Here is an 18,545-nt window from a genome sequence, read left to right as displayed (position 1 = left end):
CTTGCCATTGACGTAAACGGAAAGCAGGTCAACACTCAGGTCATGACCCAATTCATCGATCTGTCGATCCCGATCACCACCACGGTGGTTTCCGACCCGCCGGTGATGCTCCCGCAGATCACCTATACCGACCACAGCGAGACCTGGCAGCAGATCGCGCTGTTCTTCCCCGGGCTGACCAAGCAGGACCTTCCAGACGGCGAAGGATGGGCGGTGGAGACGCTGACCCTGTCGACCCACAACGGCACCCATATGGATGCGCCGTGGCACTATCACTCGACGACTGACGACGGTGCGCGGCGTGCCCCGACCATCGACGAGGCCCCGCTCGACCGGTTCTTTCGTCCTGGCGTAAAGCTCGATTTCAGCCACCTTCCCCATGGCACCGTCGTGTTGGCGCCGCAGGTCGAAGCCGAATTGGACCGGATCGGCTACCAACTGAAGCCGCTCGACATCGTGCTGGTCCAGTCTGGCGCGATTTACGGTACCGACAATTTCACCGACCAGGGCGTAGGTCTGGGCGCGGAGGCGACGCTATGGTTGACCGAGCGCGGTGTCGAAGTGGTCGGCACCGATGCGTGGAGCTGGGACGCACCCTTCAGCCACACAGCCAGGCGCTGGGCCGAAAGCCGCGATCCGGCGATCATCTGGGAGGGCCACAAGGCCGGGCGCGTGCGGCCCTATTGGCAGATCGAGAAACTGATGAACCTGGCCGCCCTGCCCCCTCACGGCTTCACTTTCAGCTGCTTCCCGGTCAAGATAGAGGGTGCTAGCGCGGGCTGGATCCGCGCCGTGGCGCTGATTGGCTAAAACAGCCGCGATCCATTGGGTACCGGGCGATCCGGCGAGAACAGGATCACTGCGCCCTCGTTGTCGCCGAAGCCGAGCGTCAGCACTTCGGACATAAACTTGCCGATCTGGCGCGGCGGGAAGTTCACCACGGCTGCCACTTGCCGCCCCGGCAAATCCTCCAGCGCATAGCAATCAGTGATCTGCGCGCTCGATTTCTTCACCCCGATGGCCGGGCCGAAATCGATCACCAGCTTGTAGGCGGGCTTGCGCGCCTCGGGGAACGGCTCAGCCGACAGTACCGTACCGACGCGGATGTCGACCGCAAGGAATTGGTCGAAGGCTATGTCTTCGCCGCGCGGGGCATCGGGGGCGTGGCTCAGGTGCATGGTATTCAAGCTCCTCGATCAGCGTATGCAATTGCCGAATGCCGCTCGCACGGCGCTGACCTTCACGAGCGTGACGTCAAGATTAATCCGCGGCGCCGCTCCTGCAAGCCGCCAAATGGGTCGCGTAGACGTACCGGTGCACCGCGCAATATTGCGTCATGGTTGCAACAGGTGAAAGACGCACCCGAAGGGGACAATCATGCTGCAACGCTATCCATTCATCTCGCTAGACGCGTCCTTCGTGATTGCCCGGATCATGACCGCGATCTTCTTTGTGGCCCACGCGAGTGTCCGGATTGCCAGATGGACAATTCCCCAATTCGCCCTGTTCTGGGAAAATCTGGGTCTTTCGCTCAACATGGGGACTGTGATCGTCTGGGCGATCACCCTGACCGAACTGGCCTGCGGCGCCTTGTTGATCGCAGGCCGCCACGTTCGCCTTGCCACCATCCCGCTGGCCGCCATTGCAGCGGGCGGCATCGTGCTGATCCACGCCCGGCTCGGCTGGTTTGTCGGCGAGCACGGGACCGGGGGCAGCGAATACAGTGTGGCTTTGCTGGTCCTGTTGTTGCTTGTCGCCGCTCAGGACAAGGCAAAAGCTTGAGCCGCCCTGCCGATGGTATCCCGGTTATTCCAATCGCACTTTTCCGGCGCGCGGCCATTTCGAGGACTGGCGTGCAAAGGCGGCTGAACTTACCGATCAAGGCCAAGGGCACCTCAAAACCATGAAGTCCTTAGCTGCGGTCATCGCCGCCCTGGCTGCGGCCACCGCCCCAACGCCGATCGCTGATCCCGCGCTCGATCGACTTGATTGCCAATCTTTGCGCGTCGATTTCGTGCAGATGCTTCCCGAAACGATCCAGCCTCAGACCTTTCAACCGCTCGATCCGCACTTCAGTGATGCCGCACTCAATCAGCTGTAGCGCGCAGAGCAATTCGATCCGAACGGCCTGTGCCAATATCGCGATACCAACCGTTCTCAGGCTCCGACACACCAGACCGCGCGATATTCTTTGGCGATTCGATCACCGAATATTGGCCGATCGCGGATCGGCCAATGTTCAGCGGCGAAGTGCTTGGCCGCGGTGTATCCACGCAAAAAAGACGGTCAGATGCTACTGCGATTCCAGCAGGATGTGATCCAGCTGAAGCCGCGCGTCGTGCACATCATGGCTGGCTCAATGACGCAATGAAACCTGGCGATGCAACCGGGGTGCGCAGCAATATTGCTTCCATGGTTGAGCTGGCCAGGGCGCACGGCATAACCTTGATTCTGGGGAACTTGACCCCCGCCGACTCATATTGGCTGGCCCCCGGCGTGAAGCTGATGCCCTTCGTTGCCGATCACAATCGCTGGCTGCAAGCCTATGCCAGCCGCGAAAAGATTGCGCTGGTCGACTATCACGCAGCTCTGGCTGGGCCAGATGGGCGGTTTTTGCCGGGGCTGTCGAACGTCGGTCTGCACCCCAACCGGCTTGGTTTTGCCCGGATGGGGCCGCTTGCCGGCAAGGCATTACAAGCGGCGCTTCGCAACCGTCTACGGCAGCGCGCACGATAGCATCGGCTCACTCCAGCTCCAGGATCACCGCATCGACCGCCAGGCTGTCGCCCGCCTTGGCGTTGACTTTCTTGACCGTCGCGCTCTTTTCGGCGCGGAGGATGTTCTCCATCTTCATCGCCTCGACCACGGCGAGTGGCTGACCCGCCTCGACCTTGTCGCCTTCGGCCACGTTCAGCGAGACCAGCAGCCCCGGCATCGGGCAAATAAGGAACTTGGAGAGGTCAGGCGGGACCTTTTCGATCATGTGCTGGGTCAGGTGCGCGATGTGCGCGGGCAGCACGCGGACCTGGTGGATCGCTCCGCGTGTGGTCATCTTCAGCCCGGTGCGGGTGGGCTCGATCTTCACACCATAGGTGTCACCCTCGATATGGGCTTCGATCAGGCGGTCGCCGGGAGTGTAGTGAACCCCCATGTCGAGCGGCTCGCCATCGACCAGCACTTCGTCCTCAAGCGAGATGGCGAAAGTCTGGCCGCCGATGGTCACCACCCAGTCGTAGGGCGGCTCGAGCGCACCGTCGAGCTGGCCGTCGACCTGCCGGGCCCGGTCGGCGCGGGCGGTGGCGACGAACCCGGCGATCGCGGCAAGGTGGCGCTTGACCGTGTCGGAGGTCGCCGCGCCGTGGAACCCGTCGGGATATTCCTCGGCAATGAACCCGGTGGTCAGCTCGCCCGAGCGGAAGCGCGGGTGCTGCATGATCGCGCTGACGAAATCGATGTTGTGGCCCAGCCCCTCGATCTCGAACATGTCGAGCGCGGCGATCTGCTTGTCCGCCGCTTCGTCGCGGGTCTTGCCCCAGGTCACCAGCTTGGCGATCATCGGATCGTAGAACATCGACACTTCGCCGCCTTCGTAGACGCCGTCGTCGACCCGCACGCCGTCGACACCGCGGCGGCCGTTGGCCGCGCCATCGTCTTCCCAGCCGGCCACCGGCGGATCATAGCGCACCAGCCGCCCGGTGCTGGGCAGGAAGCCGCGGTAAGGGTCTTCGGCATAGACGCGGTTCTCGATCGACCAGCCATCGATGCCGATGTCGTCCTGCGTCATCGCCAGCTTTTCGCCATAGGCGACGCGGATCATCTGTTCGACAAGGTCGATCCCGGTGATCGCTTCGGTCACCGGATGTTCGACCTGCAGACGGGTGTTCATTTCGAGGAAGTAGAAGCTCTCGCCCGTCGGGTCCGCGCCCGAGACGATCAGTTCGACCGTCCCGGCGGAATAATATCCCACCGCGCGGGCCAGGGCGACACACTGCTCGCCCATGGCCTTGCGCATCTTGGGGGTGACGAAGGGCGACGGCGCTTCCTCGACCACCTTCTGGTGGCGGCGCTGGATACTGCATTCGCGCTCGTTGAGGTAGAGGATGGTGCCGTGCTGGTCGCCGAGGATCTGGATCTCGATGTGGCGCGGGTTGAGGATGAATTTCTCGATGAACACGCGGTCGTCGCCGAACGAGTTGAGCCCCTCGCGCTGGGTCGCCTCGAAGCCTTCGCGCACGTCCTTTTCGGAGTAGGCCAGCCGCATCCCCTTGCCGCCGCCGCCGGCGCTGGCCTTCATCATCACCGGATAGCCGATCTCGTTGGAGATGCGCACCGCGTGCTCGGTATCCTCGATCACCCCGACATAGCCGGGGACGACATTGACCCCCGCCTCCATCGCCAGCTTCTTGCTCTCGATCTTGTCGCCCATCGCGGCGATTGCGCCCACCGGTGGGCCGATGAAGGCGATGCCCTCCCTGGCCAGCGCCTCGGCGAACGAGGTGCGCTCGGAGAGGAACCCGTACCCCGGATGCACCGCCTCGGCCCCGGTCGCCTTGGCCGCGGCGATGATCTTGTCGGCGATCAGGTAGCTCTGCGCGGCGGGCGACGGGCCGATGTGCACCGCCTCGTCCGCCATTTGCACAAACGGCGCGCGGGCATCGGCATCCGAATAAACCGCGACAGTCTGGATACCCATCCGCCGGGCGGTCTTGATCACTCGACAAGCGATTTCGCCACGGTTGGCGATGAGGATTTTCTTGAACATCACTTCGTTCCTTATGCGTCAACCGGCGGCATATTGTGCCCGAGCAGCCGCAGCATGTCCGCCGCGCATTCGACCACGTTGCTGCCCGGCCCGTAGATCCCCTGGACCCCGGCATCGCGCAGGAAGTCGTAGTCCTGCGGCGGGATCACGCCGCCTGCCACCACCTTGATGTCGGGGCGGCCGGCGGCCTTCAAGAGTCGGATCAGTTCGGGGATCAGCGTCTTGTGGCCCGCCGCCAGCGACGAAGCGCCGATCGCATCGACGTCGTTCTCCAAAGCCAGCGCGCAGGCTTCCTCGGGGGTCTGGAACAGCGGCCCGCTGGTCACCTCGAAGCCCATGTCGGTGAAGGCGCTGGCGATCACGTTGGCGCCGCGGTCGTGGCCGTCCTGCCCCATCTTGGCGACCAGCAGCCGCGGTTTACGGCCAAGGCGGCGGGTGACAGCCTCGACCCCTTCGATCACCTGGCCATAGCGCGCGTCTTCGGCATAGGCCTTGCCGTAGATCCCCGTCACCGGGACCGGCTGGGTGCCATAGCGGCCGAAGGTTGCCTCCATTGCATCGGAGATTTCGCCCAGTGTGGCGCGCTGGCGCGCGGCGCGGACAGCGAATTCGAGCAGGTTTCCGCCCTGCTTCGCTGCGTGGGTCAGTTCCTTGAGCGCGGACTGGCAAGCGCTTTCATCCCGCGCCGCTCTTGTCGCCTTGAGCCGCGCGATCTGCGCATCGCGCACCGCGTGGTTGTCGATGTCGAGAGTGTCGAGGTGCTCTTCCTTGGCGAGCTTGTACTTGTTGACCCCGACGATCACGTCCTCGCCCTTGTCGACCCGCGCCTGCTTGGCGGCGGCGGCCTGTTCGATCCGCTGCTTAGGCATGCCGGTGGCGACCGCCTTGGTCATGCCGCCAAGGCCGTCGACCTCCGCGATCAGTTTCCACGCCTCGTCCACCAGGGTGCTGGTCAGCGCCTCGACGTAATAGGACCCGCCGAGCGGATCGACCACCCTGGTGATCCCGCTTTCCTCGGCCAGCACGATCTGGGTGTTGCGCGCGATCCGCGCCGAAAAATCGGTCGGCAAGGCAATCGCCTCATCCAGTGCGTTGGTGTGGAGGCTCTGGGTGCCGCCCAAGGTCGCGGCCATCGCCTCAATCGTGGTGCGGATCACGTTGTTATAGGGGTCCTGCTCCTGCAAGGACACGCCGCTGGTCTGGCAGTGGGTGCGCAGCATCTTGCTGCGTTCGTCCTTGGCGCCCAGCCCGTCCATCACACGGTGCCACAAGGTGCGCGCGGCGCGCAGCTTGGCCACTTCCATGAAGAAATTCATGCCGATGCCGAAGAAGAACGAGAGCCGCCCGGCGAAGGCGTCGATGTCCAGCCCCGCGGCCATCGCCCGCTGGGCATATTCCTTGCCGTCAGCGATGGTGAAGGCCAGTTCCTGCACCGCGGTCGCCCCGGCCTCGTGCATGTGATAGCCCGAGATCGAGATCGAGTTGAACTTGGGCATGTGCGCCGAGGTATAGGCGATGATGTCCGAGACGATCCGCATGCTCGGCTCGGGCGGGTAGATGTAAGTGTTGCGGACCATGAACTCCTTGAGGATGTCGTTCTGGATGGTCCCGTCGAGCTTGCTCTGATCGACCCCCTGCTCTTCCCCGGCGACGATGAAGAAGGCCAGGATCGGGATCACCGCGCCGTTCATGGTCATCGAGACCGACATCTGGTCGAGCGGAATCCCGTCGAACAGGATCTTCATGTCCTCGACCGAATCGATCGCCACCCCGGCCTTGCCGACATCGCCGACCACGCGCGGGTGATCGCTGTCATAGCCGCGGTGGGTGGCGAGATCGAAGGCGACCGACAGGCCCTTTTGCCCGGCGGCAAGGTTGCGGCGGTAGAAGGCGTTGCTCTCTTCGGCCGTGGAGAATCCGGCGTACTGGCGGATCGTCCAGGGCCGCCCGGCATACATGGAGGCGCGCACCCCGCGGGTGAACGGCGCGAAGCCGGGCAGGCCGGGATCGCCGGCGTCCTCGGCGGTGTAGAGCGGCTTGATCGGGAACCCCTCGGGGGTGTTCCAGGTCAGGTCCTTGCCCTTCACCTCCTTGGCGGCGGCGGCTTCCCATTCGGTGATCGTCGGTTTGGTCATATCGGTTCTCAAGCAGCCGCGCTGGGCCGGGCGGAGACGCGGGCGTGCCAAGCGCGCAGGGTGGAAAGTTCGTCGGGCATGGGCATGCCGATAAAGGTCGAGAAATCGAGCGTGGTCAGCAGCAGGATATCGGCCACGGTGTAGTCGCCGGTCGCCAGAAATTCGCGCCCGGCCAGCTGTTCATCGAAAAAGCGCATCGCGTCGCGAATGCGCGGGCGGTTGCTCTCGCCCCACTCCAGATTGCGCCCGGGCAGCGCAGCGGTGAACTTGTGGGTGTGGACCCAGACCGCGCCGATCGGCGGCATCAGGATCATCTCGACCCGGCGGCTCCACATCTCGACCAGTGCCTGTTCACGCGCATCGCGGCCGAACAGCGGCGGCTGCGGGTGCATGCCCTCAAGGTAGCGGCAGATCGCCACAGATTCGGCGATCACCGTGCCATCGTCGAGCTGCAGCGCCGGGGTCTGCCCGCGCGGGTTGAGCGCGACGAATTCGTCCGATTTGTGCTCGCGCGCCGGGATCGAAAGCTCGCGCGAAGGCAAGGCGATCCCCTTCTCCGCCGCGAAGATGCGGACCCGGCGCGGGTTGGGTGCCGGGTTCGGGCTGTCGAAGAACAGCATTACTTGCCCTGGAACGCCGGCTTGCGCTTCTGGATGAACGACAGGCCGCCCTCCATCGCATCGGCGCTCGCCCCGGCGACGCGCTGGCCCTCGGCTTCAGCCAGCAGCACCTGGCTCAGCGTGCCGTCGAGCGCGGTCTGGATGTTGGCCTTCATGGTCGAGTACGACACGGTCGGCCCTTCGGACAGGCGGGTGGCGAGCGCCATCGCCTCGTCCATCAGCGCTTCGTTCTCGACCGCCTTGTAGATCAGGCCCCAGTCCTCGGCCTGCTCGGCGCCGATCTTCTCGCCCAGCATCATCATTCGGGTGGCGCGGGCGCGGCCGATCGCGCGGGCGAGCAGCCAGGTCGATCCGCCGTCGGGCACCAGCCCGATGTTGACGAAAGCCTGGAGGAAATAGGCGCTCTTCGCCGCCAGTACGAAATCGCCGGCCAGCGCGATCGAGCAGCCGACCCCGGCCGCCGCGCCGTTGACCGCGGTCACCACCGGCACCGGGCAGCGCAGGATCTGCGTCACCAGCGGGTTGTAGAAGTTCTGCAGCGCGCGGTGGCTGCCGCCCTTCTGCTCCAGCGGGCTGCGCTCGCCCCGTGCCGCCAGGTCCGCGCCCGAGCAGAAGCCCTTGCCCGCCCCGGTGATCAGCACCGCGCGGGCACCATCGAGGTCATAGAACGCCGCGCCCAGTTCCTCGGCCAGCTGGATCGAGGCGGCGTTGAGCCGCTCGGGCCGGTTGAGCGTCAGCTTGAGCACATTGCCGACACGTTCGGCCAGGATGGTTTCGTATTCAGCCATGTCTCTCTCCAGTCAGATTTTGCGTGCCATCAGTTCGACCAGTGTTCCCCGGCCTTCGGCGTTTCCATGATTTCGGTGAGTATGCCGCCCATGTCCTTGGGGTGGACGAAGAAGATCAGCGTCCCGTGCGCGCCGATCCGCGGTTCGCCCAAGACGCGCTTGCCCAGGGCCTCGAACTCGGCCTTGGCGGCGTGGATGTCGGGCACTTCGTAACACATGTGATGCTGCCCGCCCGCCGGGTTCTTCTCGAGGAAACCCGCGATGGAGGTGTTGCCGGGCAACGGCTCGATCAGCTCGATCTGCGTGCCGTTCAGCGCGCCATCGGCTCCTGGCGTATCGACGAAGCAGACCTTTACGCCCTGCGATTCCAGATCGAACGGCGCATGGATCTTCGTCGCACCCATGACGTCGCGGTAGAAGACGATGCTATCGGCGATGGAGGGTGTTGCCACGCCGATGTGGTTGAGACGGCCTAGTTTCATCGTTCAGCTCCACATTTTTCACATCGAATTGACGGCGACTTGATCAAGTCGATGCCAACGAGTGAGTTTGCGCTCGATCCAACATGCCAGAAGGTGCTCACTCCGCATCCCGCGCATCTTGCTGAGCTAATTCGGACAGCAAGTCCTCCTCCAACTACCAAGCCAATTAGCGCCGTGGGCCAAGAAGCTAGATAGACCGAGATCAGCTTAACCAGACCAGCTACGAAGAATCCCAGCCGAAGCTGTTTTGCGGTGGTCAAACTTGGTGAAAAGCGTTGCATCCCAATCTCAATCACAGCGGAATGTTATCATGCTTCTTCCACGGATTCTCGAGGCTCTTGTTCCGCAGCTTCCGCAGCCCCAGTGCAATCCGCCGCCGCGTGTTGCGCGGGTGGATCACCTCGTCGATGAAGCCCTTGCTCGCCGCGACGAAGGGGTTGGCGAAGGCATCCTCGTACTCGCGCGTGCGTTCGGCGATCTTGTCGGGATCGCCGATGTCCTGGCGGAAGATGATCTCGACCGCACCCTTGGCGCCCATCACGGCGATTTCGCCGGTCGGCCAGGAATAGTTGAGATCGCCGCGCAGGTGCTTTGAGCTCATCACGCAATAGGCCCCGCCATAGGCCTTGCGGGTGATCACGGTGATCTTGGGCACGGTCGCCTCGGCATAGGCGAACAGCAGCTTCGCGCCGTGCTTGATGATCCCGCCGTATTCCTGCGCGGTGCCAGGCAGGAAGCCAGGGACATCGACGAAGGTCAGGATCGGGATCTCGAAGGCATCGCAGAACCGCACGAAGCGCGCCGCCTTCTTGCTGGCGTTGATGTCGAGCACGCCGGCCAGCACCATCGGCTGGTTGGCGACCACGCCCACGGTGCGTCCCTCGACCCGGCCGAAGCCGACGATGATATTGGCGGCGTGAGTCGGCTGGATCTCGAAGAAATCGCCTTCGTCCAGCACCTTGCGCACCACTTCGTGCATATCATAGGGCTGGTTGGCATTGGCCGGGATCAGGGTGTCGAGGCTGTCCTCGATCCGGTCATAGGGGTCGCTGGTCGGCCGTTCGGGCACGCCTTCGCGGTTGTTGGCGGGAAGGAAATCAATCAGGTCGCGCGCGGTCAGCAACGCCTCGATATCGTTTTCCAGCGCAAGGTCGGCGACCGAGGTCTTGGTGCTGTGCGTCACCGCCCCGCCCAGTTCCTCTTGCGTGACGATCTCGTTGGTCACGGTCTTGACCACGTCGGGACCGGTGACGAACATGTAGCTCGAATCCTTCACCATGAAGATGAAGTCGGTCATCGCCGGGGAGTAAACCGCCCCGCCCGCGCATGGCCCCATGATGAGCGAAAGCTGCGGGACGACGCCGCTGGCGAGCACGTTGCGCTGGAAGATCTCGGTGTAGCCGCCCAGGCTGGCGACGCCTTCCTGGATGCGCGCGCCGCCGCTGTCGTTGAGGCCGATCACCGGCGCGCCGACCTTCATCGCCGCGTCCATGATCTTGCAGATCTTCATCGCGTGGCGTTCCGACACGGCCCCGCCGAAGACGGTGAAATCCTGGGCATAGATATAGACCAGCCGGCCGTTGATCGTGCCGCTGCCGGTTACCACTCCGTCGCCGGGGATGGTCTGCGCCGCCATGCCGAAATCGACGCAGTTGTGTTCGACATACATGTCGACTTCTTCGAAGCTGCCTTCATCGAGCAGGATCAGCAGCCGCTCGCGCGCGGTCAGCTTGCCCTTGGCGTGCTGCGCATCGGTGCGCTTCTGCCCCCCGCCCATCCGTGCGGCGGTGCGGCGTTTTTCCATTTCGGCGATGTTTGCGGACATTCCAACCCTATCCCAATTGCCCAAGCCTGCGATCTGCTCCGCGCCGCGGGCAATGTCCAATGTGAACTTGCGAAGTTGCGAAGTGATAGTTTGCAAAGTAGGATGCAGCCATGTCCCAGCGCCGCCTGTTTGCCGGAGCCCAGCTTCGCGCCATTCGCACCGAACGCCGACTCAAGCAGGCGGAACTCGCCGCCGCGTTGGCGATCAGCACCTCGTACCTCTCGCAGCTTGAGAACGACGATCGCCCACTGACCCCGGCCCTGCTCGACCGGCTGAGCCGCGCTTTCCCGCTCGACTGGCGCGAGATCGGGGCCGGTGATGCCGAGACGCGGCTGGCGGCGCTGCGCGAGGCCAATGCCGATCCGCTGTTCCCCGAGCCGCTCGATGCCGGGCAGCTCGCCCGCTTTGCCGAGCAGCAGCCGCTGCTGGCCGAACGCTTCATCGCGCTGCATGAGGCCTATCGCCGCGGCGGGCAGCGGCTGGCCATGGTCGACGAGGCGCTGGCAAGCGAAAGCACCGGAACCGCGCGCCTGCCGTGGGAGGATGTGCGCGACTGGTTCCATCTGGAGAACAATTACGTCGACAGCCTCGACCGCGCGGCCGAGGCGCTGGCCAGGCGGCTTGGTGGTCTTTCGCCCGATACTGCGGCGATCGAGAGTTACCTGAAGGATGCCCTGTCGATCTCACTGATCTACTCAGGGCAAGCGGGCCTGCGCAGCTATGACGCGGAAATGGGCCACCTGACGATCGATCCCGGCCAGCCGACCGAAAGCCGCCGCTTCCAGCTGGCCCACCAGCTCGCCGCGCTGGCGCTGAAGGACGAGATCGCCGCGGTAATCGAGAACGCCGGGCTGCGCGCACCGGCCAGCCGCCAGCTGCTCTTCGTCGGGCTGTGCAACTATGCCGCGGGCGCGCTGCTGATGCCCTATCGCCGCTTTCGCGATGCCGCGCGTGCGGTGCGGCACGATATCGACCGCCTCTCGCAGCAGTTCGGCACCAGCTTCGAGCAGACCTGCCACCGCCTTTCGACCCTGCAGCGGGGCGATGCCAAGGGGGTGCCGTTCTTCTTCTGCCGGGTCGACATGGCCGGCAACATCACCAAGCGCCATTCGGCCACGCGGCTGCAATTCGCCCGCTTCGGCGGGGCTTGTCCGCTGTGGATCGTGCACGAGGCGGTGGCGATCCCCGACCGGATCCTGGTCCAACTGGCCGAAACCCCCGACGGGGTGCGCTATGTTTCGATGGCCAAGGGGCTGGTCAAGCCCAGCGGCAGCTATGACCGGAGCCCGCGCCGCTATGCCGTCGCGCTGGGCTGCGAGGCGGACCACGCCGGCGAATTCGTCTATGCTGACGGGCTCGACCTGGGCAGCCCGCGCGCGGCGGCGCGGATCGGCATATCCTGCCGCATCTGCCCCCGCCCCGACTGCGACCAGCGCGCCTTCCCGCCCAGCGACCGGACGATCACCGTCGATCCCGACCAGCGCGGCGTGGTGCCGTACCGGGTGGGGTAGAACACATATAGATCCTCTCCATTTTCGCGTATCGCAAATGGGGAGGTGGCGCGCCCACAGGGCGTGACGGAGGGGTATCGACGCCAGCCTGCAAAACCCCTCCGTCTCGCCTTCGGCGATCCACCTCCCCATTTGTGGCATTCGCCAAAAATGGAGAGGATCGTTTGGCGTCAGACCTTGACCACGCCCTTTTCGATCAGGCTGCGCGCGCAGTCGAGGATGCTCTCCTCGGGCGGACGCGGGCTCCAGCCGAGCACCGCCTGCGCGTGCGCCGAACTGGTCGCCCGGACCCGGCCCAGTTCGCCCAGCAGTTGCCGCGCCGGCGGCATCACCATGGCCAGCAGCCGCACGCCCCAGTTGGGCATGTTGCGGCTGGGCACCTTGCGCGCCTGGGGGCCCAGGTTGTCACGCAGGACCCGGGCCACGTCGGCGAATTTCTGGAACGGCCCGGACGAACCGATGAAGCGTTCGCCGTGGATCGTGGCGGCCGGGGCCTCGAGCGCGCGGATATGCAGATCGGCAATGTCGCGGACATCGACCACGCTGAAGCCCACGTTGGGAATCGCCGGAATCGAACCGTTGAGCAGCCGCTCGACGATCTCGATCGAGGCGGCAAAATCGCCGCTGGCAACCGGGCCCAGCACGGCAACCGGACAGACCGCGCAGTAATCCATTTCGGGCGCATTGGCAGCAACCCAATCGCGCGCGGCGCGCTCGGCGATGGTCTTCGACTTGATATAGGGTTGCACGCCGGGGGCATCGATATTGGTCCAGTCGCTCTCGTCGTACTGGCTCTTGCCCGGGGGGTGGCCATAGGCGATCGCGGCGGCCGAGCTGGTCATGACAAAGCGCCGGATCCCGGCAGCGTGGGCAAAGCGCAGCGCGCGCAACGCACCTTCGCGCGCCGGGACGATCAGCTCGTTCTCATCCTTCGGCACCGCCGAGGGGAACGGTGAGGCCATGTGGCAAACCGCGTCGCAGCCGGCCATCGCTTCGGCCCAGCCATGATCGCTGGTCAGGTCGGCGGCGAAGAATTTCAGGCTCTCGGCCGTGCCGCCCAGCTGCGCGCGCAGCTCGGCCTCGCGCGACAGGCTGCGCACCGAGGTGTGTACCGCCCAGCCCCGCGCCAGCAATTGGCGGATCGTTTCCCCGGCAATATAGCCGCTGCCGCCCGATACGAATACGGTGCCTGTCATCGCGTCTCTCCCCGTCAGAACCTGATCATGATCCGCCGCGCCAGCGCGGGCGAGATCGAATGGACCACTTGCAGCAGCTTGACCATGCCGACGTTGGCTTCATTCGCGTTCCGCTCCATCGCAACGACGAACTGGCGGGCGCATTCCTGCGGCGGCATTTTCTTGCTGTCCCGGCCCGCGGTCATCTTGGTCTCGACGACAGGCGGCAGGGCTTCGAGCACATGGATCCTGGTGCCCTTGAGCTGTTCGCGCAGCGCCTGGGTATAGCTTCTGAGGCCCGCCTTGGTCGCGCAATAGACCGGGCCGCCGGCACGCGGAGCAATAGCCAGGCCCGAGGTGACGTTGACGATCATCGCTTCGGGGCGCGACTTGAGCGTGGGCATCAACGCGGTAATCAGGTGGATCGGGGCATCGAGGTTGAGGAAGATCGCCAGGTCGGCAGCATCGGCATCGGGCGCTGCTTCACGAAAGTCGTGATCGACGCCCGCCGCGGCGTTGTTGACCAGGATATCGATCGGACGGCCCGCCGTGGCGGCGACAACGCTGGCCACCCCGGTGCGGGTCGAGAGATCGGCTTCGATCACTTCGAACCCGTCGGCACGGGTGGCGGCGCAGCGTTCGGGATTGCGCCCTTGGGTGATCACCGTGACGCCCTTGCCGCGCAATTGCCGGATCAGCTGCGCGCCGATCCCGTCGGTCCCGCCGGTCACGAGTGCGGTCTTGCCAGCCAGGTTCATCGCATGCTCCCCTATAGTTGTTGCGACGTATCTAGCCGATTGGTTGCGAATTGCAACCTAGCGCATCAAGACCAGCTCTTCCGCCATCGAGGGATGCAGCGCGATGGTATCGTCGAACTCCGCCTTGGTCAGTCCGGCGCGCACGGCAATCGCCACGGCCTGGAGGATTTCGGGCGAATCCGGGCCGATCATGTGGACCCCCAGCACCCGGTCGCTCGCCGCGTCGACCACCAGCTTGTAGAGCCCGCGCTCGTGCCGGCTGGCAAAGACGTTCTTCATCGGGCGGAAGTCGGCAGTGAAGATCTTGACGTTGCCGGCAAACATTTCGCGCGCCTGGGCTTCGGTCAAGCCGACCGAGGCGAGCGGCGGCTGCGAGAAGACCGCGCTGGGCACGGCGTCGTAATGGGTCTTGCGCAGGGTCCCACCGAACAGCGTATCGGCCACGGCATGGCCCTCGCGGATCGCGATCGGGGTGAGCTGGACCCGGTCGGTCACGTCGCCCACGGCATAGATGCTAGCGCAGGCGGTCTTGCTGTATTCGTCGACCGGAATCTCGCCGCCCTGACCGAGTGTGATCCCGGCGCTTTCCAGCCCGAGGCCGTCGGTCTTCGGGCGGCGCCCGGTGGCGATCAGCAGGACGTCGGCCGGGATCGGATCCTGATCGCCAACGCTGACCATCAGGCTGCCGTCAACCTGCTTCTCGACCAGTTTGATCGGGCAGTTGAACTTGTATTCGATCCCGCGCGCCATGGTGATCTGCAGCAAGCGGTCGCGCAGCGCGGCGTCATAGCCGCGCAGCATGGTCTCGCTGCGGTTGACGACGGTCACATGGCAGCCCAGCGCATTGAAGATCCCGGCAAACTCCATCGCGATATAGCCCGCGCCCTGGACGATCACCCGCTTGGGCAAACTGGACAGGTGGAACACCTCGTTCGAAGTGATGCAGTGCTCGTTGCCCGGAAAGTCGGGCATTACTGGCCAGGCTCCGACGGCGATCAGGATGTACTGCGCGGTGATTTCCCGGCCCGAGGCAAGCTTGACCGAATGCGGCCCGGTCACCGTGGCGCGCTCGTGGAAGTGGTCGACCTTGTTGTTGTCCAGCGTAGTCGTATAGGCCGCTTCCAGCCGGTCGACATCGCGCAGCACGGTATCGCGCAGCACGTTCCAGTCGAACGTCATGCCTTCGACCGACCAGCCGTAATGCGCGGCGTCCTGCAGTTCCTCGGCAAAGTGCGAGCCATAGACCAGCAGCTTCTTGGGCACGCAGCCGCGGATCACGCAGGTCCCGCCGATGCGGAACTCCTCGGCCACCGCCACCCGCGCGCCATGCGAGGCCGCGATGCGGCTCGCCCGCACCCCGCCTGAACCCGCGCCGATCACGAAGAGGTCGTAGTCGTAGTCTGCCATGTGCTGCTCCTGTTGCCGCGCGATATGGGGCGGCGGCGACGTATTTGCCAACCCAGTTTTGACCACCCGTGCACCACTCGACCTACCCGCGGGTATCCGGGCCGTTTGTGATTGCGATTATGCGCCTTGGCGACCATCCTTTGGCCATGGCTGCATTGCGTTACTGGGCCGGAATATTCGCGTTGGGATTTGCGCTCGGCGTGATCCGCACGCTGTGGCTGACGCCCTTGTTGGGTGCACCGCTGGCCGTGACCTGTGAACTGCCGATCATGCTGAGCGCTAGCTGGCTTTGGGCAAGGCACCTGGTCGCACGCCATCACGTCGCTGCAGGAGCTCCTGCCATCGCCATGGGCGTGCGCGCTTTCGTGTTGTTGATGATTGCCGAGTTCGTGCTTGGCGCTGTCGGCTTCGGGCAGAGCCCTGCCGATTGGTTCGCCAGCTTCGCGCAGCCGGAAGGCAAGATCGGCCTTGCTGGTCAGATGGCCTATGCCTGCCTGCCGTTCTTTGCCGCGCGGACCCGGCGCTAACGCCTACTTGATCCCCGCCTCGGCCAGCAGGGCTTCGGTGCTGGGATCGAAGCTGGCACTGCCGGCAACAATCGACTTGGCGATTTCCTTGCCCAGCTCGACCCCGAACTGGTCGAACGAATTGATCCCCAGCAGGACCCCGTTGCAGAAGGTGCGATGTTCATGAAACGCGATCAGCGCGCCCAGTGTGGCCGCGTTGAGGTCCTCGCATAGCATCGTCGCCGAGGGCCGGTCGCCGGGATAGGCGCGCGCGCCGTCCTTGCTGGCCTTGCCCGCCATCAGCGCCGCGCCTTGCGCAAAGCAGTTGGCCAGCAGGTTGCGGTGATGGTCGGGCGACAGGCTGTCCCCCGGAATGATCGCGGCGATGAAATCGACCGGGACTAGGTTGGTGCCCTGGTGGAGCAGCTGGAACACCGCGTGCTGGGCATCGGTCCCCACACCGCCCCAGGTGATCGGTGCGGTCGGGCGCCCGACCGGCTGACCGTCCAGCGTCACCGACTTGCCGTTCGATTCCATCTCGAGCTGCTGGAGATAGCTCGGCAGCAGCCGCAACCGCTCGTCATAAGCGAAGCAGGCCCGGGTCTGGGTTCCGCGCAGCTGCGTGTAATAGAGATCGGCAAAGGCGGCGCGCAGCGGCAGGTTGGCCATGCCCTCGGCGCTTTCGAAATGCCGGTCAATCGCCGCCGCACCGTCAAGGAACGCGGCAAAGTCGTCCCATCCCACCGCCAGGGCGATCGGAAAGCCGATCGAGGACCACAGCGAATAGCGTCCGCCGACCGACTCGGCGAAAGGCAGCACGCGGGTCTCGTCGACGCCCCATTCGACCGCCTTGTCGGGATAAGCGGTCAGCGCGATTACCCGGCCATAAGGATCGGCAACGCCGTTCTGGCCGAGCCAGTCGAGCGCCGAATGGGCGTTGGTCATGGTTTCGGTAGTGGTGAAGGTCTTGGACGCAACCGCGACCAGCGTGGTCGCTGGATCGCAGGCCTTGAACGCCGCTTCCAGTGCGCAGCCATCGATATTCGAGACGACATGGACGTCGACCAGCGGCTCGTCGCGGGCCAGCGCATCGACCGCCAGGTTGGGACCAAGCGCCGAACCGCCGATGCCGATGTGGATCAGGTGCCTCACCTCGCCCAGCGCGCCGGCATGGATCGCCTCGACCAGGCTCTTCATCCGCAGGTGCAGTGCGTGGGCCTCCTCGACGCTGGTCTCGCGGCCGACCCCGCGCAGGGCGGTGTGTTCGACCGCGCGGTCCTCGGTCACGTTGATATGCTCGCCAGCGAACATCGCGGCGCGGCGCGGCGCGAAGCCGGCGGCCTCGGCCAAGGCCGTGAACCCCGCGACGTGGGCACCGTCGAGATGGGTCTTGGACCAGTCGAAGCGGATCGTGCCGCCGGGCAGGTTCAGCTGGGTCGAATAGTCCGCCAGCCGGTCGCCCGCCGCGAACAGCGTATTGAGGCTCGGCTTGTCGAGCGCGGCCAGCGAAGCCCAGGCAGCATTGGTTGCGTCGGTCATGTCGTACTCCTTGCCGGGGCGAATCCGATCGCTGCTATGGCCGGTCGGCCGCGCCGCGCCAAGGCGGGAAACGTATGCACTGACGTGCCGATTGTCGTTAGTGCGGTATTCATATAATACACCTTAGGCCTTGACGCGAAGCCCCAGCACCAACATGGACAGCGCCATGACCGAAACGCCCACCGTCGTGCCAGGCGCCACCGCCGCGCCCGACAGCCCTGCCCAGATGCCGGAAACACCGACCAAACCCGCCAAGAAGGAAGACAGCTTCGGCGTCTTTCTGATCAAGCTGATCGTCTTCGTCGCGCTGTTCCGCAGCTTTTTCATGGCGCCGTTCTACATTCCCAGCGAATCAATGCTGCCGCGCCTGCTCGTCAGCGATTACCTGCTGCTGGCCAAGTGGCCCTATGGCTATTCGCGCAAGAGCCTGCCGTTTGGCGTGCCGCTGCTGCCCGAAAGCCGGATCTTTGCCCACCAGCCGCAACGCGGTGACGTGGTGGTGTTCAAGGCCCCGCCGGAAAACAAGGATGACTGGATCAAGCGCGTGATCGGGCTGCCCGGTGATACCGTGCAGATGCAGGGCGGCGTTCTGTGGCTTAACGGCCAGGCCGTGCCCAAGGTCCGAATTGCCGACTTCGAAGTGCCGGTATCGCCCAACACCCGCTGCTATTCGACCGAATTCGCGGCCAAGCGTGCCGATGGCACCGATGTGTGCCGCTATCCGCAATACCGCGAAACCCTGCCCGGCGGCAAAAGCTACGCCGTTCTCGACTTCGGCCCGCGCGACAATGACGATACCGATCCGGTCATGGTGCCCGAGGGAACCGTCTTCCTGATGGGCGACAACCGCGACAATTCCGCCGACAGCCGGGTTTCGTTCGATCGCGGCGGCTTGGGCGGCCCGGTCCCCCAGGACAATCTGATCGGCCGCGCCACGGTGATGATGTTCTCGACCGATGGCAGCGCAGATTGGATCAAGCCGTGGACCTGGTTCAGCGCGGCGCGCTGGAACCGCATCGGCGGCGGGTTCTAGCGCC

At 64.8% G+C, this 18,545-nt stretch carries 18 protein-coding genes; 7 read left to right on the top strand and 11 right to left on the bottom strand.

The window, feature by feature from the left end:
• The first annotated feature begins 42 nt into the window (after positions 1-42).
• Positions 43-810 carry a cyclase family protein gene (locus ACFFF7_RS06110; protein WP_379480498.1) on the top strand — a complete coding sequence of 256 codons (768 nt, stop codon included), beginning with the start codon at positions 43-45 and terminating at the stop codon, positions 808-810.
• Here ACFFF7_RS06110 and ACFFF7_RS06105 read toward each other — a convergent pair.
• Positions 807-1,178: a tRNA-binding protein gene (locus tag ACFFF7_RS06105; protein ID WP_379480497.1), complete on the bottom strand. Its 372-nt coding sequence runs from the start codon at positions 1,176-1,178 to the stop codon at positions 807-809. The genes ACFFF7_RS06110 and ACFFF7_RS06105 overlap by 4 nt on opposite strands.
• Positions 1,179-1,377: 199 nt before the next feature.
• Here ACFFF7_RS06105 and ACFFF7_RS06100 point away from each other — a divergent pair, with 199 nt between their 5' ends.
• The 3 genes from ACFFF7_RS06100 (at position 1,378) to ACFFF7_RS06090 (ending at position 2,736) form a co-directional block, all read left to right on the top strand.
• Entirely contained in the window at positions 1,378-1,782 is a 405-nt protein-coding gene (locus ACFFF7_RS06100) for a DoxX family protein (protein WP_379480496.1), read from the top strand.
• A complete protein-coding gene (locus tag ACFFF7_RS06095) occupies positions 1,751-2,101 on the top strand; it encodes a hypothetical protein (protein WP_379480495.1) in 351 nt (116 codons plus the stop codon). Before ACFFF7_RS06100 ends, ACFFF7_RS06095 begins: the two co-directional genes overlap by 32 nt.
• A 134-nt stretch (positions 2,102-2,235) precedes the next feature.
• Positions 2,236-2,736: a GDSL-type esterase/lipase family protein gene (locus ACFFF7_RS06090; RefSeq protein WP_379480494.1), complete on the top strand. Its 501-nt coding sequence runs from the start codon at positions 2,236-2,238 to the stop codon at positions 2,734-2,736.
• A gap of 7 nt (positions 2,737-2,743) precedes the next feature.
• Here the strand turns inward: ACFFF7_RS06090 and ACFFF7_RS06085 are convergent, their stop codons facing one another.
• The 6 genes from ACFFF7_RS06085 to ACFFF7_RS06060 form a co-directional block, all read right to left on the bottom strand.
• The gene (locus tag ACFFF7_RS06085) at positions 2,744-4,762 is read right to left on the bottom strand and encodes an ATP-binding protein (protein ID WP_379480493.1); all 2,019 of its coding nucleotides are present in this window, start codon (positions 4,760-4,762) and stop codon (positions 2,744-2,746) included.
• Between the two features lie 11 nt (positions 4,763-4,773).
• Positions 4,774-6,897 (bottom strand): methylmalonyl-CoA mutase, encoded by a 2,124-nt coding sequence (gene scpA / locus ACFFF7_RS06080; protein ID WP_379480492.1) that lies wholly within the window; start codon positions 6,895-6,897, stop codon positions 4,774-4,776.
• Between the two features lie 8 nt (positions 6,898-6,905).
• Complete coding sequence (locus ACFFF7_RS06075) at positions 6,906-7,517, bottom strand: glutathione S-transferase family protein (protein ID WP_379480491.1); 612 nt, start codon at positions 7,515-7,517, stop codon at positions 6,906-6,908.
• Positions 7,517-8,305, bottom strand: coding sequence for an enoyl-CoA hydratase-related protein (locus tag ACFFF7_RS06070; protein ID WP_379480490.1), 789 nt, complete (start codon positions 8,303-8,305; stop codon positions 7,517-7,519). Before ACFFF7_RS06070 ends, ACFFF7_RS06075 begins: the two co-directional genes overlap by 1 nt.
• Before the next feature lie 29 nt (positions 8,306-8,334).
• A complete protein-coding gene (gene mce, locus ACFFF7_RS06065) occupies positions 8,335-8,787 on the bottom strand; it encodes a methylmalonyl-CoA epimerase (protein WP_379480489.1) in 453 nt (150 codons plus the stop codon).
• 292 nt (positions 8,788-9,079) lie between these two features.
• A complete protein-coding gene (locus ACFFF7_RS06060; RefSeq protein WP_379480488.1) occupies positions 9,080-10,612 on the bottom strand; it encodes an acyl-CoA carboxylase subunit beta in 1,533 nt (510 codons plus the stop codon).
• A 110-nt stretch (positions 10,613-10,722) separates the two neighbouring features.
• Between ACFFF7_RS06060 and ACFFF7_RS06055 the strand changes: the two genes are divergently transcribed.
• Entirely contained in the window at positions 10,723-12,123 is a 1,401-nt protein-coding gene (locus ACFFF7_RS06055; RefSeq protein WP_379480487.1) for a helix-turn-helix domain-containing protein, read from the top strand.
• Positions 12,124-12,293: 170 nt separating this feature from the next.
• Here ACFFF7_RS06055 and ACFFF7_RS06050 read toward each other — a convergent pair whose 3' ends face one another.
• From ACFFF7_RS06050 to gorA, 3 genes are read right to left on the bottom strand one after another with little or no spacing between them, the layout of a single operon-like run.
• Positions 12,294-13,319, bottom strand: coding sequence for an NAD-dependent epimerase/dehydratase family protein (locus ACFFF7_RS06050; RefSeq protein WP_379480486.1), 1,026 nt, complete (start codon positions 13,317-13,319; stop codon positions 12,294-12,296).
• Between the two features lie 14 nt (positions 13,320-13,333).
• On the bottom strand, positions 13,334-14,056 hold the full coding sequence (locus ACFFF7_RS06045) for an SDR family oxidoreductase (protein WP_379480485.1): 723 nt from the start codon (positions 14,054-14,056) through the stop codon (positions 13,334-13,336).
• A gap of 57 nt (positions 14,057-14,113) precedes the next feature.
• The gene (gorA, locus tag ACFFF7_RS06040; protein WP_379480484.1) at positions 14,114-15,463 is read right to left on the bottom strand and encodes a glutathione-disulfide reductase; all 1,350 of its coding nucleotides are present in this window, start codon (positions 15,461-15,463) and stop codon (positions 14,114-14,116) included.
• Positions 15,464-15,609: 146 nt separating this feature from the next.
• On the opposite strand from gorA, the gene ACFFF7_RS06035 reads away from it, so the two are divergent.
• Positions 15,610-15,990 carry a hypothetical protein gene (locus tag ACFFF7_RS06035; protein WP_379480483.1) on the top strand — a complete coding sequence of 127 codons (381 nt, stop codon included), beginning with the start codon at positions 15,610-15,612 and terminating at the stop codon, positions 15,988-15,990.
• Positions 15,991-15,993: 3 nt separating this feature from the next.
• Here the strand turns inward: ACFFF7_RS06035 and pgi are convergent, their stop codons facing one another.
• Positions 15,994-17,508: a glucose-6-phosphate isomerase gene (pgi, locus tag ACFFF7_RS06030; RefSeq protein ID WP_379480482.1), complete on the bottom strand. Its 1,515-nt coding sequence runs from the start codon at positions 17,506-17,508 to the stop codon at positions 15,994-15,996.
• A 226-nt stretch (positions 17,509-17,734) separates the two neighbouring features.
• Between pgi and lepB the strand changes: the two genes are divergently transcribed.
• Positions 17,735-18,541 (top strand): signal peptidase I, encoded by an 807-nt coding sequence (gene lepB, locus ACFFF7_RS06025; RefSeq protein ID WP_379480927.1) that lies wholly within the window; start codon positions 17,735-17,737, stop codon positions 18,539-18,541.
• The last annotated feature ends 4 nt before the right edge of the window (positions 18,542-18,545 follow it).

It is taken from the genome of Novosphingobium aquiterrae (assembly GCF_042434435.1).
Lineage (GTDB): Bacteria > Pseudomonadota > Alphaproteobacteria > Sphingomonadales > Sphingomonadaceae > Novosphingobium > Novosphingobium aquiterrae.
The sequence above is the reverse complement of the archived record's forward strand: the minus strand, read 5'-3'. Positions and strand labels throughout refer to the sequence as shown.